Source organism: Haladaptatus sp., from assembly GCF_049589095.1.
Classification (GTDB): domain Archaea; phylum Halobacteriota; class Halobacteria; order Halobacteriales; family Haladaptataceae; genus Haladaptatus.
In genome coordinates this window covers 1-16941 of record NZ_JBAWAC010000589.1, presented here as the reverse complement: position 1 = coordinate 16941, position 16941 = coordinate 1, and the positions used below count along the sequence as shown (strand labels likewise).

The 16941-nt window shown below is 62.2% G+C and carries 18 protein-coding genes; 10 read left to right on the top strand and 8 right to left on the bottom strand.

What is annotated here, in order from left to right:
• Nucleotides 1-312 precede the first annotated feature (312 nt).
• From WBV42_RS18380 to WBV42_RS18370, 3 genes are all read right to left on the bottom strand, one after another.
• A complete protein-coding gene (locus WBV42_RS18380; RefSeq protein WP_423987313.1) occupies nucleotides 313-1485 on the bottom strand; it encodes an anhydro-N-acetylmuramic acid kinase in 1173 nt (390 codons plus the stop codon).
• Complete coding sequence (locus WBV42_RS18375; protein WP_423987312.1) at nucleotides 1482-2465, bottom strand: GNAT family N-acetyltransferase; 984 nt, start codon at nucleotides 2463-2465, stop codon at nucleotides 1482-1484. The genes WBV42_RS18380 and WBV42_RS18375 overlap by 4 nt, the downstream gene beginning before the upstream one ends.
• A gap of 75 nt (nucleotides 2466-2540) precedes the next feature.
• Complete coding sequence (locus WBV42_RS18370) at nucleotides 2541-3368, bottom strand: SDR family NAD(P)-dependent oxidoreductase (RefSeq protein ID WP_423987311.1); 828 nt, start codon at nucleotides 3366-3368, stop codon at nucleotides 2541-2543.
• Between the two features lie 101 nt (nucleotides 3369-3469).
• Between WBV42_RS18370 and WBV42_RS18365 the strand changes: the two genes are divergently transcribed.
• Complete coding sequence (locus WBV42_RS18365) at nucleotides 3470-5449, top strand: ABC transporter substrate-binding protein (protein WP_423987310.1); 1980 nt, start codon at nucleotides 3470-3472, stop codon at nucleotides 5447-5449.
• A 90-nt stretch (nucleotides 5450-5539) separates the two neighbouring features.
• On the opposite strand, the gene WBV42_RS18360 is transcribed toward WBV42_RS18365, so the two are convergent.
• Both WBV42_RS18360 and WBV42_RS18355 read right to left on the bottom strand, forming a co-directional pair.
• Nucleotides 5540-5761, bottom strand: coding sequence for a hypothetical protein (locus tag WBV42_RS18360; protein ID WP_253228774.1), 222 nt, complete (start codon nucleotides 5759-5761; stop codon nucleotides 5540-5542).
• A gap of 20 nt (nucleotides 5762-5781) precedes the next feature.
• Nucleotides 5782-5964: a hypothetical protein gene (locus WBV42_RS18355; RefSeq protein ID WP_423987309.1), complete on the bottom strand. Its 183-nt coding sequence runs from the start codon at nucleotides 5962-5964 to the stop codon at nucleotides 5782-5784.
• A 96-nt stretch (nucleotides 5965-6060) separates the two neighbouring features.
• Between WBV42_RS18355 and WBV42_RS18350 the strand changes: the two genes are divergently transcribed.
• From WBV42_RS18350 to WBV42_RS18330, 5 genes are all read left to right on the top strand, one after another.
• Nucleotides 6061-7086, top strand: coding sequence for an ABC transporter permease (locus WBV42_RS18350; RefSeq protein WP_423987308.1), 1026 nt, complete (start codon nucleotides 6061-6063; stop codon nucleotides 7084-7086).
• Nucleotides 7073-8116, top strand: coding sequence for an ABC transporter permease (locus WBV42_RS18345; RefSeq protein ID WP_423987307.1), 1044 nt, complete (start codon nucleotides 7073-7075; stop codon nucleotides 8114-8116). Before WBV42_RS18350 ends, WBV42_RS18345 begins: the two co-directional genes overlap by 14 nt.
• The gene (locus WBV42_RS18340) at nucleotides 8113-8352 is read left to right on the top strand and encodes a hypothetical protein (protein WP_423987306.1); all 240 of its coding nucleotides are present in this window, start codon (nucleotides 8113-8115) and stop codon (nucleotides 8350-8352) included. The genes WBV42_RS18345 and WBV42_RS18340 overlap by 4 nt, the downstream gene beginning before the upstream one ends.
• A gap of 127 nt (nucleotides 8353-8479) precedes the next feature.
• Nucleotides 8480-9592 (top strand): ABC transporter ATP-binding protein, encoded by a 1113-nt coding sequence (locus WBV42_RS18335; RefSeq protein ID WP_423987314.1) that lies wholly within the window; start codon nucleotides 8480-8482, stop codon nucleotides 9590-9592.
• The gene (locus WBV42_RS18330; protein ID WP_423987305.1) at nucleotides 9589-10731 is read left to right on the top strand and encodes an ABC transporter ATP-binding protein; all 1143 of its coding nucleotides are present in this window, start codon (nucleotides 9589-9591) and stop codon (nucleotides 10729-10731) included. Before WBV42_RS18335 ends, WBV42_RS18330 begins: the two co-directional genes overlap by 4 nt.
• A gap of 18 nt (nucleotides 10732-10749) precedes the next feature.
• Here WBV42_RS18330 and WBV42_RS18325 read toward each other — a convergent pair whose 3' ends face one another.
• Nucleotides 10750-11865 (bottom strand): mandelate racemase/muconate lactonizing enzyme family protein, encoded by a 1116-nt coding sequence (locus WBV42_RS18325; RefSeq protein ID WP_423987304.1) that lies wholly within the window; start codon nucleotides 11863-11865, stop codon nucleotides 10750-10752.
• Between the two features lie 100 nt (nucleotides 11866-11965).
• Here WBV42_RS18325 and WBV42_RS18320 point away from each other — a divergent pair, with 100 nt between their 5' ends.
• The 4 genes from WBV42_RS18320 to WBV42_RS18305 all read left to right on the top strand — a co-directional run bounded on the left by WBV42_RS18320 (nucleotide 11966) and on the right by WBV42_RS18305 (nucleotide 15624).
• Complete coding sequence (locus WBV42_RS18320; RefSeq protein ID WP_423987303.1) at nucleotides 11966-12790, top strand: PIG-L deacetylase family protein; 825 nt, start codon at nucleotides 11966-11968, stop codon at nucleotides 12788-12790.
• Between the two features lie 44 nt (nucleotides 12791-12834).
• Complete coding sequence (locus tag WBV42_RS18315; protein WP_423987302.1) at nucleotides 12835-13563, top strand: glutamine amidotransferase; 729 nt, start codon at nucleotides 12835-12837, stop codon at nucleotides 13561-13563.
• A gap of 120 nt (nucleotides 13564-13683) precedes the next feature.
• A complete protein-coding gene (locus tag WBV42_RS18310; RefSeq protein ID WP_423987301.1) occupies nucleotides 13684-14895 on the top strand; it encodes an aminotransferase class V-fold PLP-dependent enzyme in 1212 nt (403 codons plus the stop codon).
• A gap of 279 nt (nucleotides 14896-15174) precedes the next feature.
• Nucleotides 15175-15624, top strand: coding sequence for a hypothetical protein (locus tag WBV42_RS18305; protein ID WP_423987300.1), 450 nt, complete (start codon nucleotides 15175-15177; stop codon nucleotides 15622-15624).
• Nucleotides 15625-15631: 7 nt separating this feature from the next.
• Here WBV42_RS18305 and WBV42_RS18300 read toward each other — a convergent pair whose 3' ends face one another.
• Nucleotides 15632-16699 carry a glucose 1-dehydrogenase gene (locus tag WBV42_RS18300; protein WP_423987299.1) on the bottom strand — a complete coding sequence of 356 codons (1068 nt, stop codon included), beginning with the start codon at nucleotides 16697-16699 and terminating at the stop codon, nucleotides 15632-15634.
• A 22-nt stretch (nucleotides 16700-16721) separates the two neighbouring features.
• The coding region (locus WBV42_RS18295) for a Rid family hydrolase (protein WP_423987298.1) at nucleotides 16722-16941 on the bottom strand (220 nt) is incomplete at its 5' end.

Below are 16941 nucleotides of genomic sequence, written 5' to 3'. Positions count from 1 at the left end.
CCAAATCCGTGTGAACTAACCTCATGGCGCTGTTCGATGGATTTTCGCTCACAGCGAGCATTACGAGCATAAGCGTGTAATGGTGGTCTCGGCGGGACGCTCGGTACCTCTCGCCGCCGTTCGTCATCACTGTATTTTCGTGACGAATTTCGGACCGTCCGAAACCGCTTCCGGGACGATTTCTCTCCACATACCTTCCGCTTCGACCTCGATTCCCCGACGAATCGTCTCGCTGGTGATTCGACGGTACCGAAAGCTGTCGATCGATAGAAAGGAGACGCCGAGCACTCGGAAAAAACGGGTCGCCAGGCCCTATCGGTCCGTCGGCGGACAGCGCTTGCCCATGACGACCGGTCGTGATGCGCCCGTCGCGCCGGGGACGTTGTTCGGGACGCCGTCGAGCGCGGCCGCAGCGAGCAGGGCGAACGCGACGGCTTCCTTCTCGCCGGCACCGACGCCGTACTCGTCGATGGTTTGTACCGGCGCGTCCACCTCGGCTTCGAGCAGGTCGAGCAGCGTCGGATTGAACGCACCGCCACCCGAAACGACGATTTCATCGGGTGACTGGGAAACGAATCGTCGGTAGGCATCGGCGATGGAGCGGGCCGTCAGCGCAGTCGCCGTCGCGACGATATCCGGATCCGAGCAGTCGTGTTCGCGGCAGGCAGCGACGAACTCCCGTGCGTACTCGCGGCCGAACCGTTCGCGCCCGGTCGATTTCGGCGGCGCTTCCCGGAAGTACTCGTCGTCCATCGCGTCGGCGAGGACGGATTCATCGACGGTTCCCTCGCGGGCCGTTTTCCCGTCCTCGTCGTAGGTTCGCTCGCCGTCGGTGAGCAGTTCGATCACGCCGTCGATGACCATGTTTCCGGGACCGGTGTCGAAGGCAGTCACGTTCTCCGGTCCCGCACCGGGTGGAAGCGCAGTGCAGTTCCCGATGCCGCCGACGTTCTGGGCGATACGGAACGACTCGTCGTCGGCGAGCAGCGCGAGGTCGGCGAACGGGACGAGCGGCGCGCCGTGGCCGCCGACCGCGACGTCGGCGGTGCGGAAGTCGGCTATCGTCGTGACGCCGGTGCGTTCGGCGATGAGGCTCCCATCGCCGATTTGGAGCGTCGAACGCAACCGCTCCTCGCCCGCTGGCATTTTCCGCGGTTCAGGCTCGTGTCGGACCGTCTGACCGTGTGAGCCGATGGCGTCAACGTCCCCGAGGCCGATGTCCGCGGCCGACGCCGCCGCGTCGGCCGCATCCGCGAAGACAGTTCCGAGCGCGACGTTCAGGTTGCACGCCTCGGCGATGGTTCCCGCGTCCGAACAGGCCGCCTCGATCCGGTTTCGGAGCGCGAAATCGTAGGATTCCGTGACGAACGATTCGACCATGACGTCGTAGTTGTCCCTTCCATCGTCGCGAATCCGACAACAGGCCGCGTCCACGCCGTCGAGCGACGTCCCGGACATCAGGCCGATGACGATGCGCTCGGTCATCGCGCCGTCTCCCGGTCGAGTTCCTTCGTGAACGACTCGTAGGCGACCCACGGTTCGAAGCCGAGTTTGGCGTAGTAGCCGACGAGGTCGGTCCAGTCGATGACCATGTGATCGTAGCCCGCATCGCGGTAACGCTCGGCGAGCGTGGCGACCAGCCAGAGACCCCACCCGCGGCCGCGATACGCCTCGTCGATTCCGAGCGGTCCCAGACCACAGACGCGCCCGTCGAATCGGTCCACCCAGTTGACGTTGCCGCCGCGATATCCCGATTCGGGCGTGTTGGTTCGACCGAATCCGACGGCTTTTCCGTCGTTTCGAAGGAGCCAGTAGTCGTCGGCACCGCCGGGAACGCGGGCGAAGTTCCGCGCTTCGTATAGCCAGCGGCCCGGGAACTGATCAGAAAGAAACGTGAACAGCGGTTCGACGTTCGCGCCGACGCGTTCGAGCGTCAGGTTCGGCCACGCGGAATCGACGTCCGCGATTCGCGGGGGTGATTCGTACGTCGTGAGGTCGCCTTTCAGGTCGAAATACGTCCCGTCGGGGGCGAACCCCGCTTCGCGGAGGGATTCCCGGAGGGTATCGAATTCCGTCGGTACGCCCGGCAGGAACTGCCCGGGGTCACCACCGAATCGGAGTCGGGTGACGCCTCGTGCCGCCATGTCTCGCTCGACCTTGGCGAGCAGTTCCGAAGCGATGTGAGTGTCGTCATCGGAATCGTCGGCGAACAGGCTGATCCACCCCACGGTTCCGTCCGCGTAGTCCGGAACGGCTTCTGTGAGCCGTTTTCCGAGCACGAAGGCGACGAGTTCGTCGTTCTCGAACCCGCCCCACGCCGTCACGTCCATCCCGTCGAACGGCGCGAAGACGTTCTGTGACACCAGTCGGTCGGAAATGGAGAAGTCGGGATGTGTTCGATTCCAACGGTCGATACCGGCGAAGACGTGTCCGTAATCGGTGAGACGACGGCACTCGGTGATCATAACTCCGCTTTCTCGCCGGGCTACTTATACTTCTGTCCGGAAAACCGTGGTTCGATAGTATCTTCGGTTTCGCGTTTATCTTCGGTTTCGCGTCGGCGGTTCGTCGATATCGTACATCATCGTCTCCAACTGCTGATCGAGGCCCGCGGAGAGGCCGCCATCGACGACGAGTTCGGTGCCGGTGACGAACGACGCGTCATCGGACGTGAGGTAGAACGCGGCGGCGGCCACGTCCTCGGGACGGCCGAACCGACCGACTGGATACTGGTTCAACCACTCCTCCCGAACCGGTCCCTCCGTCGTCAGTTTCTCGCTGGATGCATCGGTGATGATGCTCCCCGGGCAGATGGCGTTCGATCGAATCCCGTGTCGGCCGTACTGGGTCGCGACGATTCTGGAGAGCGCGATGATCCCGTTTTTCGCGGCGGAGTAGGAGGCCAACCCGATGCCGACTTTCGCGTTGATGGACGAGATGTGGACCATCGAACCCCCGCCCGACTCGACCATCGCGGGGATGGTCTCCCGAGCGCAGAGGAACTGTCCCTTCAGGTTCACGTCGATGATCCGCTCCCACGTTTCGTCGGAGACGTCGGCGACGTTCCCGTCGTCGAACGACCCGCCCGCGTTGTTCACGAGGACGTCGATGCTCCCGTGACGCTCCATCGTCGCCTCGACCATTGCGGCGACGTCGGCGGACTCGCTCACGTCGGTTCGGACGAACTCGGCCGTACCTCCACTTTCCTCGATGCGGGAGACGGTTTCCTCTCCGCCGTCCTCGTCCACGTCCGCGACGATGACGGTGGTTCCCGCGTCCGCGAGTCGTTCCGCAATGGCTCGACCGATACCCTTCGCCGCCCCGGTGACGATGGCGACGTCGCCGTTTCTCTCTGCACTGAAAGCCATATCTCCCACCTGTCGTCCGGGTACAAACGGTTTTGGGTTCACACGTTGGACAGTCACTAACCCAAACCATTTTCTATGTTCATTTTAATATCGAATCGAGTATGGTTAACAGCAACCACGGTTCTAGCGGCGAGCCCGATGGAAGTCGTCTGACACGTCGCCAGTGGATGGCGCTCAGCGGCAGCGCGACGATAGCAGGATTGGCCGGTTGTGCCGGTGACAATCCCAACGACCAGGACGTCACGATGTCGAACACCGACGGTGGTTCGGACGGGACCGACGGCGGCGGTGGCGGTTCGCCGGTCACGACGGAACTGAACATGCGCGCGCCGGTCAGTTGGCAGCCGAGTAGTTCCAACATCAACCCCTTCACTGACACCAAGAACACCGAGTACTGGATGGATTACATGTGGTGGGAGTCGCTGGTGTACCCCAACGCGAACGGGGACCCGATCTACTGGCTCGCGGACGAGATCAACCTCAAGGGAGGCGGTTGTGAGGTCGAAATAAAACTCAAGGACGATTACACGTGGTGGGACGGAAAACCAGTGACCGCACAGGACGTCCACACCGCACAGCTCATCAGCGATTACAAAGCCAGCTACGGCCCGGAGAACACCGACGACAGTTGGGAAGTCGTCGACAAACACACGCTCAAACACACCCTGTCGGGACCGGCCAATCCCACGCTCCAGAAGACGGCGACTCCGTATTTCACCACCGTCGTCAAGCACGATTACTTCAAATCGTGGCTCGAACAGTACGAGGACGCCGGTGGCGAAAGCGCCGTCGAGAAGGTGACGAAGGACCTGACGTCGACGACGATCACCCTGAACGACCTCGTGGACAAGGGCCTCGGTTGCGGGATGTGGAAGCCGAAACAGCTCTCGCCGACCAACGCCGTCCACGAGAAGTACGAGGACCACCCGCGCGCCGACTGGACGAACCTGAAGACGTTCAACTGGCATCTCATCTCCGAGAAACAGAAGGCCATTCAGGCGCTCAACGCCGGACAGCTCGACATGGGTGACAAGACGATAAATCAGGCCAAACAGAACAGCAAGGTGGACGTGTTCAATCGGTTCCCCACCTCCAGCATCGTGAAGCTCTCGATGAACTGGAACAATAAGCACCTCGCACGTCGCCCCGTTCGTCGGGCTATCGCCTACCTCCTCGACCACGACGAACTCGTGCAGGTCATCAAGAGCACGCAAGGGTTGAACTACAAACCGCGCGACACCGTCACCGGGATGTCCACGAAAGCGACGAACCAGTGGGCGGGCGAGGGCTTCCGGAACAAACTCATCGGATATGGTCGCAACTCCGAACCCCAGAAAGCCAAGAAAGTGCTCAAGGACGCCGGGTACTCGAAGAACGGCAAGTACTGGGCCGATTCGAGCGGCGACGAGGTCAAAGGACTCACCTACCTCACGCCGCCGTGGAACATCTACGAGACCATCGGGAACTATGTCAGCCCGAAGCTCAAGGAGTTCGGCTTCGGAAACAAACTCATCATCCCGTCGAGCAGCGGCTTCTGGAAGCGCTGGACGGACACGCACGACTTCGACATGGTCAACTGGTTCTCGGACACCTCACACCCGGCGAACGCGTACTCTACCCTCAGCGTCGCCGGAATCGGGAAGTTCGACGAAGTGGTGGACGCGAAGGAACCGACGAAGTCCTGTAAGGTGGACCGCCGGACGCCGGACCTCACGCAGAACCGGAGCAAGAAGCTGAACCAACTTATCCGTCCCAAGTATCCGACGAAGGTCGGGCAGATGGGCAACGGCGGCGCGAAACAGACGCTCTACCCCGTCAAGTGGGACAACATCATGTCCCAGACCCAGTCCACGAAGGAGGTCAAGAAGTTCACCCGGAAGCTGATGTGGTACACGAACTGGCAGGTTCCCCACATCGGATTCTACGACGAGACGCGGGCGTACTGGGGCAACGAGGACAAGTTCGACTTCCCGACCGGGAAAGTGGACGACCACCCACACGCAAAGGAGACGAAGAACGAACACTACACCAACTCGATGGAGTTCCTGATGAAGGGACACATTAACGCCAAGACGAAGTAGGCGAACCGTCGCCATCGGTCTCGTGTCGTCACGTCGGTATCGACCATCACATCGACCATCACACCAACCGTCATCCACGTGGCTATTTTTTCACGTACGGTAGCACTTCAGCAGAATCGCCGCCGTCGCGGCCCCGAGCACGCTCGCACCCGCGATGTTCAGAATGGAAACGACGTGTTGGGACGTTCCGGGTTCGGAACCGAAGAAGAGCGCGAGCGAGAGGAGACCGGCGAGACACTCGAAGGCCAGCAACAGCGCGAACTTATCCGCGTTCGAGCAGACGTAATCGAAGAGGGTCAACCTGTGGGACATTCGTTCGGGTCACTCGTTCATCAGGAATTAAACGTTTCGTCCGACCCGCCGTCGACACGCGCGACGCCGTGTTGGACGCCACACGCGGGGCACTCGTAGTACTCGCGGTCGAAGGTCTCGCCGCACCTGATACACTGGTACGTTTCGGCGTCATCGTCGCCCCCGCGTCCGAATACGTCGAGAATTCGGGTGAGCAGTGTCATATCGTTCCCTCGTCGAGGACCGTAATGAATGGTCCGTTCCAGACAATCTCTCCCATACCTTTATTGCGGTGGGAGAAACACAAGCACAGTAACACGATGTATTATTGGAAGCGGATCGGCCAGTCAGTGCTGGTGTTTTTCCTCGCGCTGACAGTAACGTTCGCTCTGTACCGGATGCTTCCGTTCGGTCCGGTTCAGATGGTGAAGATCCATCTGATGCAACAGATGCTGGAACAGGGGAACAGTCCATCGGCCCAGCAGATGGAACACATCAACGCGATGGTGCAGACCTACACGGGTATCGATCCATCACAGCCGTGGTACGTTTCGTACTACGACTACCTCCGAAACATCGTCCTCTATCAGGACTTCGGGCGGTCGATATTCAAGAACAGGCCCGTCTTCGACATCCTGTTCGAGGCGATGCCGTGGTCGATCTTCATCAGCATCTACGGCCTCGCGCTCGGGACGACCGTCAGTTTGCTGCTCGGCGCGGTGATGGCGTACAACGAGGGAAGCCCGTTCGACACCGGAATGACGATGGTTTCCATCGCCAACACCACCGTCCCGTACTACATCGTCGCCATCCTCTCGCTCATCGTCTTCTCGTTCTACCTCGGCTGGTTGCCGAGCGGCGGACGGATGGATCCGAACACGACGGCCGGACTCAACTTGCCGTTCATCGTCGGCGTCGTCAAACACGCCATCCTCCCCGTGCTGTCGTCGTTCATCGCCGGGTTCGGCGGTGCGCTGGCGTTCCGGGGCAACTGCATCCGCGAGATGGGTGAAGGCTACATCAGGGTCGCGCAACTGCGCGGCATCAGTCAGGGGAGAATCGCCATCCGCTACGTCGGTCGGAACGCGCTGTTGCCCGTCTACACGAGCATCATGATGGGCATCGCCAGCATCTTCGGCAGCAGCATCATTCTGGAGAAAATCTTCAACTATCCCGCGATGGGATTGGTGACGTTCAACGCGCTCATGAACCGGGATTACCCGGTCATCATGGGGGCGTTCATCTTCTTCACCGCGATCACGCTCGTCGGCATCCTCATCGCCGACTTGACTTACGGCGTCATCGACCCGCGCGTCAAAGGAGGAAGTAGCCGTGAATCCTACTGAGGAGTCCGAGAACTCCACCGCACGAACCGATGGCGGGACGAGCGAGCGGTCCAGGGGTGGGATCGACGACAGCATCTTCACTCAGATGTCGAACGTCCCCGAACTGACGACGCGAGAGAAAGCGCGCCGGTCGTTCGAACGACGGATTTACGCGCCGACCGCGGTGTTGTTGGACGACTGGCGCGCGCTCGTCGGTTCGCTCATCCTCCTGGGATTCGTCGTCGTGGGCATCGTCGCCATCGAACCGTTCGGCATCGTTCTCGTGCCGAAAGCCACCGTGATGGAAGGTCCGATATTCGTACCGCCGTTTCAAAATTGGCAGTATCCGCTCGGAACCAACGTGATGGGGAAATCGATACTCAAGCGGGTCGTTCACTCGACACCGGCGATGCTCGAAATAATTCTGGCCGGTGCGTTGGTCTCGGTCTGTCTCGGGACGGTCATCGGGACGGTGGCAGGGTACCGTGGAGGCCGCACCGATTCCGCGCTGATGACGCTCACCGACGTCGTCCTCACGATTCCCGGACTGGCGTTGGTCATCGTGCTGGCGAGCATCTATCAACCGGAGCAACCGTACGTCGTCGGCCTCATCCTCGGTATCGACAATTGGCCGAAGTTGGCGCGCACGATTCGCTCGCAGGTGTTGAGCATCCGCGAGGAGTCGTTCACCGAAGCGTCCCGAATCATGGGCCTGTCCGAGTTCCACATCCTCCGGAAGGACGTCATCTCGAACATGATGCCGTACATCTCGGTCAACTTCGCCAATAGCTCCCGGAGTATCATCTTCGAATCCGTCGGGTTGTACTTCCTCGGTATCCTCCCGCAATCGAACCCGAACTGGGGTCTGATGATGCAGAAAGCGTACAACCAGGCTGACCTGACGAACCCGAACCAGATCCACTGGCTGTTGATCCCGATGGCGCTCATCATCCTCATCTCGCTCGGATTCATCCTGCTCGCACAGGGCCTCGACCGGGTGTTCAACGTCCGCCTGCGTGCGCGCCACGAGAGCGCCGGAGGTGACGAATGAGCGTCGAAGCCGACCACGGGCAGACCGTCTCCCTGTTGCTCGTCGTTCGCCAGTCGTTCATCGCCTTCGTCACCATGTTGGGCGTCGTCTTCTGGGCGTTCGCCCTCCTCCTCTCGGGGTACGTCCCGTTCGTGACGAACGGCGTCCTCTCCGGGATGCTCGCCATCCTGGGAACGAGCGCCTTCGTTTACGCCATCTTCGGCCACCTCGGACTCCGACTGATAGGGTACAACTGATGACTTCACGATCCACGATACGACCCATGTACACCGCACGAACCACGAACCCGAATCGAATCGCTTGCGAAAGCCATCGACACGCCGTCCGGAACCACGAAACCGACGGCCGGTGGAGGTAGCCGAAATGGCGACCAACTATCGATCCACGCCGGGAGCGAGCACGCCCCCCGACGAAGACGTGATCTTAGAAGTGCGCGACGCCAGCGTTTCCTTCAGCATGGACCGTGGGGACTCCCGCGTTCTCCGCGACGTAAGCATTGACGTTCACGCGGGCGAAGTGCTCGGCATCGTCGGCGAGAGCGGGTCCGGAAAGTCGATGCTCGCCTCCGCGATGCTAGACGCCATCGTCTCGCCGGGACAGGTGGACGGCGAAATCATCTACCATCCGCCGGACGGCGGCGAACCGATGGACGTGCTCTCGCTCTCGCGCGAGGAACTCACCGCGCTCCGCTGGAACGAAATTTCGTTCGTCATCCAAGGTGCCCAAAGCGCGTTCAACCCGACGATGACCATCGGCAGTCACTTCGAGGAGACGCTCCGTGCGCACGACGCCGACCGCACCGAGGGGATGGCGTTCGCTCGCGAATTACTCGCCGACCTCTACCTCGATGCCGACCGCGTGCTCCGCTCGCATCCGCATGAACTGTCGGGCGGGATGAAACAGCGGGCGCTCATCGCGCTCGGTCTCGTCCTCGACCCGAACGTGGTCGTCATGGACGAACCCACGGCGGCACTCGACCTCCTCATGCAGCGGTCCATCATCGGTATGCTGGAAGACCTACAGGCAAAGTACGACCTGACGATGGTGTTCGTCACGCACGACCTGCCGCTGATCGCCGACCTCGCCGACCGGCTTGCCGTGATGTACGCCTTCGACCTCGTCGAACTCGGCCCGACGGACGAACTCCTCGACCACGCTGCCCATCCGTACACTCGCGCGTTGCTCAACGCCGTGCCGAACATCTCGGACCGGGCGATGGACATCGAGGGTATCGAGGGATCGAGTCCCGACCCCGTGTCGCTTCCGAAGGGTTGTTCGTTCAATCCGCGCTGTCCGCTGGCGGACGAGACGTGCCGAACCGAGGTTCCGCACCTGCACGACGTGGCCGACGGCCACGACACCGCGTGTTTCCATTGGCGAAACGCCCGGGAGGAAATCCCGTTGTCGCTCGGCGACTCGGGAGCCGATGTGAGCGCGGACGTGAACGCGAACGCCAACGGGGGTGAGCGACGATGATCGACCGAACGGGCGAACCGTTGCTCTCCCTGCAAAACGTGAGCGTCCACTTCGAGAAGGAGCGGTTGCTCGGCCTCGCCGGTTCGGAAACCGTCCACGCCGTGGACGACGTGAGCCTTGACGTGTACGAAAACGACATTGTCGCCCTCGTCGGCGAGTCCGGGTGTGGAAAGACGACGCTCGGAAAGACCGCCATCGGCGTCCAACGCCCCACCGAGGGAAAGGTACTCTATCGCGGCCAGGACGTCTGGGAAACGAAGGAATCCAGTGGATGGTTCGGCGGCGGAAAATCAGCGGGGGAGTATTCGTCCAGCGAAATCCGCCGGTCGCTCCAGATGATCCATCAGGACCCCGGTAGCTCGCTCAATTCGAACTACACCGTCGAATCGAGCCTCGCCGACCCGCTGAAACACTGGCAACCGGAGATGAGCGAGGCGGACCGACGCGCCCGCATCTACGGCCTGCTCGAATACGTCGGGATGGCCCCGGCGGAGGATTACGCCAACCGCTATCCGCATCAACTCTCGGGCGGTGAACAACAGCGCGTGGCGCTCATCCGGTCGCTGCTGATGAACCCCGACCTCATTCTCGCGGACGAGGCCGTCAGCGCGCTCGACGTGAGCCTTCGCGCCGAGATGATGGACCTGATGCTGGAATTACAAGATCAGTTCAGCACGTCCTACCTCTACATCTCCCACGACCTCGCCAACGCGAAACACCTCACGCAACGGGCGAACGGCCGGATCGGTATCATGTACCTCGGCGAACTCGTGGAAATCGGCACCCCCGAGCAGATAATCCACGACCCACAGCACCCGTACACGAAGGTGCTCCTGTGGGCGACTTCGGACCTCAGAAACCGCTCCGAGGGCGTCTCGGACCCGCCGATCCGCTCGCTCGACATCCCCACGCCCACCGACCCGCCGTCCGGGTGCCGGTTCCACACGCGGTGTCCCGAGGCCCGCGAAGCGTGTACGAAAGAGTGTCCGACCCTGGCCGACCACGACGGCGACGGCCGTCGGTCGGCGTGTTTCCGACAGCAGGGCAATCACGAGTACTGGAACAGTGCCCCGCTGGCGGAGGGAGAGCCCGTGGAAGCGGGTCCCGCGACGACGAGCGAATCGGCCGAGGGCGACTGATTTCGAATTTTCTACTTCTCAGTCACACCGATACCGCTCGACCTTCTCCTCGTCCACCGTGATGCCGAGGCCCGGTCCGTCGGGCACCGGATACGCGCCGTCCTCGACTTCGAACGGCTCCTCGATGATATAGTCGTCCCATCCGTAGTACGTGCTGTCCGGCGGGAGGTTGATGCCGGGCGTGCTCGCCACGGTGTGGAGCACCGCGGCCGTCTTGACGCCGAGGTCGAACCCGCAGTGGTGTGAGACCGAGACCCCCGCGTTGGCCGCCATGGCGACCTGATCCCGGACGGCGAGGATGCCGCCCGCCGGAACGAGGTCCACGACGGCCACGTCGATAGCGTCGGCCTGCAACAGAAAGCGGAGGTTCCGCGGGAAGTAGGCGTCCTCGTTGACCGCTATCGGGGTCCGGACGCGGTTTCGGAGCGAGGCGTAGGTTCCGTAGGTGTCGATGCGGACGGGTTGTTCGAGATACTGGAGCAGGATACCTTCCTCTTCGAGGCGGGTGGCGACGCGCACCGCGTCCTCGAACGCCCAGCCCTGATTGGGGTCGAGTCGGAATTCGAGTTCCCCGTCCACCTCGTCGTGCATCGCGCGGATTCGCTCCACGTCCTCGCGCCAATCCGGTCCGGCCTTCGTTTTCAACGTGGAAAAGCCGTGATCGACCGCTCGACGGGCGTAGGTGCGCGACTCCTCGGGTCCGAGGATGCCGAGACAGGTCGCGATATCGACTTCATCGCGGGTCTTGCCGCCGAGCAATTGGTACACTGGCGCGTCGAGTTTCTTCCCGAGCGCGTCCCAGAGTGCGGTTTCGACGGCCCCCAGGAACGGCCGAACTTTCACGTATGGGAAATAAAATGACTCGACGAAGTCGCGGATGTCGCCGATTTCGCGACCGACGAGTTCCGGCGCGATCACGTCGTCGATGACGGCCTTGGTCACCGCGGCGGATTTCATGCCGACGAGCATCTCCCCCCACCCGGTTACGTCCTCGTCTGTCTCGACTTTGACGAGCATTCGCGTGACGGATTCGACTTGATCGTGGTTGCTCACGTACGGTGCGAGACCCAGTCCCGATTCGAGTGGCTGGACACCCATCTCTACGGGGATGGCTGACACGTTCGTAACCGACATACCACACCCTCACAGTCCATCTACAAATAACTCCCCACAGCGGCGGTTTCGGACCCGTCGTCCGGAGAACTTATGTCAGGGAATCGTGTTCGGGCAACTGATGGCTACGGATACCTTGGGAGTTCTCGTCGTGGGCGCGCATCCCGACGATTGCGACCTCAAAGCCGGTGGTGTGGCGTGCAAATATGCCGACGACGGTCACGACGTGCTGTTCCTCTCGATGACGGACGGTTCCGCTGGACACCACGACCTGCAGGGGGAGGAGTTGGTGCGACGACGACGCGAGGAAGGAAACGCGTCCGCGGCGGTCGCCGGTGCGGAATTCGAACTGTTCGACGTTCCGGACGGGAACCTCCAACCGTCGCTCGAAAACCGCGAACGACTCATCGAACGGATTCGGGAGTTCGGTCCCGACCTCGTGATCACTCACCGCCCGAACGACTACCACCCGGACCACCGCTACACGGCACAACTCGTGCGGGATGCGGCCTACATGGTCGCCGTGCCGAACGTCTGCCCCGAGACGGCCGCGCTCGAATCGAACCCCGTCTTCGCGTACATGAGCGACACGTTCGACCGACCCAACCCGTTCTCGCCGGACGTGGTGGTGGATATCGACGACACCGTCGAGCGCAAGTTCGAGATGCTCGACTGCCACGACAGCCAGATGTACGAGTGGCTTCCGTACGTGGAGGGGACCATCGACGAGGTGCCCGACGACCCCGACGAGCGGTTCCGCTGGCTGCGAAACGGCGGCCTTCCCCACGTTCGGGCGCTTTCGGACGTGGCCGGTCGGTATCGCAACGGACTGGTCGAACGGTACGGTCCGGACGGTACGGACGTTCAGTACGCCGAGGCGTTCGAGGCGAGTGAGTACGGAACGCCGCTCACCGAGGACGAGGCGGCGCGACTGTTCCCGTTCTGACGCGAACGATAGGATTATACCCCAAGGGTTTGACACCGGGAACAATGACGAACGTTTTGCTCGCTGGCGAATCGTGGACGACCGTACAGTTCGAAATCAAAGGGAGAAACGTCATGCACGACAGCGAATACGGCGAATCGTCCGACGAGTTCATCGAGACGCTCGAATCGGTCGGCGCGTCGGTGACCTATCAACCGTGTCACGTCGCCGCGAAGTCCTTCCCGCGGACGGCCGAGGAATTGGACGAGTACGACCTCGTCCTCCTGAGCGACATCGGCGCGGACTCGCTCCAGATAACCGACCGAGTCGCGGCGGGCGATACCGACGCCGACCGCTGTGCGGTGCTGGCCCACTGGGTCCGTGACGGCGGCGCACTCGGCATGATCGGCGGCTACATGAGCTTCGCCGGAAAGGGCGGACAGGCGCGCTACGGTATGACGCCGCTCGCCGACGTGCTCCCCGTCGAAATCGCTGCGGGAGATGACCGCGTGGAGACACCGAGCGGCGCGGTACCGAAAAACGAGGGCGTTCCGGACGTCGACTTGCCGGACGAGTGGCCGCACATCCTCGGCTACAACCGAACGACGGCGAAACCCGAGGCGGAAGTCTGGGCGACCGTGCAGGACGACCCGTTCCTCGTCATCGGCGACTACGGCGACGGGAGTTCGTTCGCCTACGCGACGGACTGTGCGCCACACTGGGCACCCGAAGGACTGCTGTCGTGGGACGGCCTCCCGACGCTCTGGGAGCGCGTTCTCGACCGCGTCTGTTAGCTTCCGGATTCGGGTTTCCGTTTTCGATCGGGTTCGTTTCGCATTACGAAATTCGAGTCCAGACCAAATCCCTCACGCGAACGGCGAATCTATTTATTCCGTGCCGCGTGAGACGTTCGTATGCCGAATGAAACCATCTACGAGGAGTTGGGTGTCCCGCACGTCGTCAACGCGACGGGGACGAAGACGAGGATCGGTGGCAGTCGCATCCGACCGGAGGCCGTCGAGGCGATGGCACAAGCATCAGAGGCGTTCGTCCGCCTCTCGGACCTACAGGCCCGGGCGAGCGAGTTGATCGCCGACGTGACCGGTGCGGACGCGGGGTACGTCACCTGCGGCGCGTCAAGCGCGCTCGCGCTCGGCGCGGCGGCGTGTATCGCGGGAGACGACATCGGGGCGATGGCGCGACTGCCGGAGACGGAGGGCGTGCCGGACGAAATCGTCATGCCGCGAACCCACCGAACCGGCTACGACCACGCGCTCCGCGCCGCTGGCGCGAACATCGTGGACGTGGGATCGAACGACCGCCACCTCGGAACCGGGTCGCGCAACGTCGAACCGTGGGAAATTGCGGACGCGATCGACGAGAACACGGCCGCCGTCGCGTACATGGAGAAGTCCTACACCGAACCGCCGCTCGGAGTCGTCTGTGACATCGCTCACGACAACGGCGTTCCCGTCATCGTGGACGCGGCGGCCGAACTCCCGCCCGTAAGCAACCTCTCGGCCTTCATCGAGGCCGGTGCCGACCTCGTCGCGTTCAGCGGCGGGAAGGCGATTCGCGGCCCGCAGACGACCGGCATCCTCGCCGGACGGAAGGACCTCGTCGAGTCCGTCGCGGCCCAACACCTCGACATGCACGCGGCCGAGCAGGTGTGGGAACCAGCCCTCGAACTCGTGAACCCGAACGAACTCGGCGGCGTCCCGCGACAGGGAATCGGTCGCTCGATGAAGGTCGGTAAGGAGGAACTCGTCGGTCTGATTCGCGCCCTCCAACTCTTCGTGGAGGACGACCACGACGCCCGCATTTCGGAGTGGCTCGACCGCTCGGAGCGAATCGCCGAGGAACTCGACGCCGTTTCGGGATACGAAACGCATCTCACGGCCGACGACAAAACCGCCGTCGCGCCGGAGGTCGTCGTCAGCGTCGATGCCGAACTCGCGGGCGTCACGGCAACCGACGTCGTCCGCGGGTTGCGACGCGAGGAACCCCGGGTCTTCGTCGGCGCGGACGCGCTTTCAGATGGTGAGTTCACGGTCAACCCGATGTGTCTCACGGACGCGGAAGCGGAGTACGCCGTCGAACGAATCGTCGCGCAAGTGGAAGGATAACGGGAGAAACGGAGGTATCTGCTGTCCAGTCACCCACGTTCACCACTCTGTTTTCTGCCCAATTCGTTCCACAAACCAGCCAATCCTGTTCGTAGCAACCGTAACGATAGGCGGAAAAGAGAGGAAATCCTCGCCCCCTTTCATTCTCTCACCACGGTTGGCCAGTCCGGTCGAAACACGGCGGTCGATTGACCAAGCGATACATCGGTTGTTTCGGGGTTCTGTGCAATCAGGTCGGTAGCTGCGGGGTTCTTACGTTCGGCCTCCATCGTTAGTAACATGACCCTATCCCCCACCAAACGCGAAGTGCTGAACGAAATCCGTACGAGGATTTCGGACGACACGACGTGGTGTCTCTTCGGCAGCACCGATACCGTGCTTCGAGGACTCGACGACGACCCGAACGATATCGACATCCTCGCTACCGAGGAAGCGGCGGAGGAGTTTCGCGCGAAGTTCGCGGGGGATTTCATCGCGACGAGGGAACTCGGCTACTCACAGATAGACACGTACGAGGTGAACGGCGAGGAGCTCGAAGTGATATTCAGTCGGGACGAGAAGCCACATCAGGAATCGCTGGTCGATCTGAACGAGGTCTCGCTGGAGACGAGCGACGACCCGGCGATGCCGATACTCCCTCTGGACTCGGTCGTTCGCACCTACAGAAAAATCGAGAAGCACGAGACGGCGGATCGACTGGAGTCCGAATTCGACGTGAAAAGAAAATAGGCGGCTTCTACAGCGTGTCGAACTCCACGACCGTTTTGATGACGTCGTGACCGGATTCGAACGCCTTTGCGGCGTCCTCGGGGTCGTATACGCCGGTTATCAGTTCGTCGGTGAGCCAGTCGGGGAATCCCGCGAGCGACGCCTTGGCCATCTCGTAGTGGCGGACGTTCGAGTTGACGCTCCCGAGAAGCGCCTTGTTCTGGAGCACGATGTCCCGGTGGAGGCGACCACCGTCGATTTCGAACGTGTGGTCGCCCGGAATGCCGAGCAGGGCGGCGACACCGTTCGGCGCGAGGGCATCGACGGTCTGGAAGGCGTGTGGTGCGTAACCCGTGGCCTCGTAGACGAAGTCGATGGGTTCGTGGGCGTCGGGGATGTCGTCCACCGGCGTTTCACGGGAATCGACGTACGTCGCCCCGAGCTTTTCGATGATGTCGATGGTCGGGTCGGGTCGGTCCCGGCGGCCGAGACAGTAGGCGCGATCGAAATCGTCGTGGGTCACGAGCATCGCCAGCGTGAGCAACCCGAGCGGGCCGTTGCCGAGAACGAGGCCCGAATCGGGCGTCCACTCGAACGCCGAGCGGCTAGCGTAGGCGTACTCGATGGACTTCTCGGAGTTGCTGATCGGTTCGACCAGAAATCCGGTCTCCGCGAACTCGTCGGGGACGGGGACGAGGTACTCCTCGGGGCTGGTGAAGTACTCGGACATGTAGCCGTGCGCGCCGACGATACCGCGTTCGAGGTACGTTCCGTCGGGCGCGACGTCCGGTTCGCCGCGTTCGAAGTATTCGTTCGGCTCGCCCGCCGGCCGTCTGACCGTCGGGACGACGAGGTCGCCCCCGTCGAAGTCGGTTCCGTTCGGGTCCTCGACCACGCCGACGGCCTCGTGGCCGAGAATCTGATAGTCCTCGCCGTCCGGATAGCCGCCGTGATTTCCCTGAATGACTTCGTGGTCGGTGCCGTCGATGCCGACCCGAAGGGTCCGGACCAGCGCCTCTCCCGATTCCGAGGTCGGCTCCGGAACGTCGATGAGCTGAGGTCCGGGTTCACCGCGCCGAACTGCGACTGCTCTCATATCATCACCTCCTTACTCCTCATCACTCCTCCCCGCGAGCGCTCGCGACGACTTCGATTTCGACGCCGATGTCGATTGGCAGATCCTCGACTTGGACGGCGCTTCGGGCCGGATACGGCGAGGAAACGTAGTCGGCGTACACCTCGTTTATCTCGTCGTAATCGTCCATGTCCTGCACGAACACGGTCGCTTTGACCACGTCGTCCAGCGAACGCCCGGCGGCTTGTAAGACGGCATCGATG

What these genes read in the sequence shown, in the direction of transcription:
- WBV42_RS18365 (WP_423987310.1), top strand. Translation starts at nt 3,470, where the DNA reads ATGGTTAACAGCAACCACGGTTCTAGCGGCGAGCCCGATGGAAGTCGT.
- WBV42_RS18325 (WP_423987304.1), bottom strand. Translation starts at nt 11,865, where the DNA reads ATGTCGGTTACGAACGTGTCAGCCATCCCCGTAGAGATGGGTGTCCAG.
- WBV42_RS18350 (WP_423987308.1), top strand. Translation starts at nt 6,061, where the DNA reads ATGTATTATTGGAAGCGGATCGGCCAGTCAGTGCTGGTGTTTTTCCTC.
- WBV42_RS18315 (WP_423987302.1), top strand. Translation starts at nt 12,835, where the DNA reads ATGACGAACGTTTTGCTCGCTGGCGAATCGTGGACGACCGTACAGTTC.
- WBV42_RS18330 (WP_423987305.1), top strand. Translation starts at nt 9,589, where the DNA reads ATGATCGACCGAACGGGCGAACCGTTGCTCTCCCTGCAAAACGTGAGC.
- WBV42_RS18335 (WP_423987314.1), top strand. Translation starts at nt 8,480, where the DNA reads ATGGCGACCAACTATCGATCCACGCCGGGAGCGAGCACGCCCCCCGAC.
- WBV42_RS18375 (WP_423987312.1), bottom strand. Translation starts at nt 2,465, where the DNA reads ATGATCACCGAGTGCCGTCGTCTCACCGATTACGGACACGTCTTCGCC.
- WBV42_RS18300 (WP_423987299.1), bottom strand. Translation starts at nt 16,699, where the DNA reads ATGAGAGCAGTCGCAGTTCGGCGCGGTGAACCCGGACCTCAGCTCATC.
- WBV42_RS18355 (WP_423987309.1), bottom strand. Translation starts at nt 5,964, where the DNA reads ATGACACTGCTCACCCGAATTCTCGACGTATTCGGACGCGGGGGCGAC.
- WBV42_RS18320 (WP_423987303.1), top strand. Translation starts at nt 11,966, where the DNA reads ATGGCTACGGATACCTTGGGAGTTCTCGTCGTGGGCGCGCATCCCGAC.
- WBV42_RS18360 (WP_253228774.1), bottom strand. Translation starts at nt 5,761, where the DNA reads ATGTCCCACAGGTTGACCCTCTTCGATTACGTCTGCTCGAACGCGGAT.
- WBV42_RS18310 (WP_423987301.1), top strand. Translation starts at nt 13,684, where the DNA reads ATGCCGAATGAAACCATCTACGAGGAGTTGGGTGTCCCGCACGTCGTC.
- WBV42_RS18380 (WP_423987313.1), bottom strand. Translation starts at nt 1,485, where the DNA reads ATGACCGAGCGCATCGTCATCGGCCTGATGTCCGGGACGTCGCTCGAC.
- WBV42_RS18370 (WP_423987311.1), bottom strand. Translation starts at nt 3,368, where the DNA reads ATGGCTTTCAGTGCAGAGAGAAACGGCGACGTCGCCATCGTCACCGGG.
- WBV42_RS18340 (WP_423987306.1), top strand. Translation starts at nt 8,113, where the DNA reads ATGAGCGTCGAAGCCGACCACGGGCAGACCGTCTCCCTGTTGCTCGTC.
- WBV42_RS18305 (WP_423987300.1), top strand. Translation starts at nt 15,175, where the DNA reads ATGACCCTATCCCCCACCAAACGCGAAGTGCTGAACGAAATCCGTACG.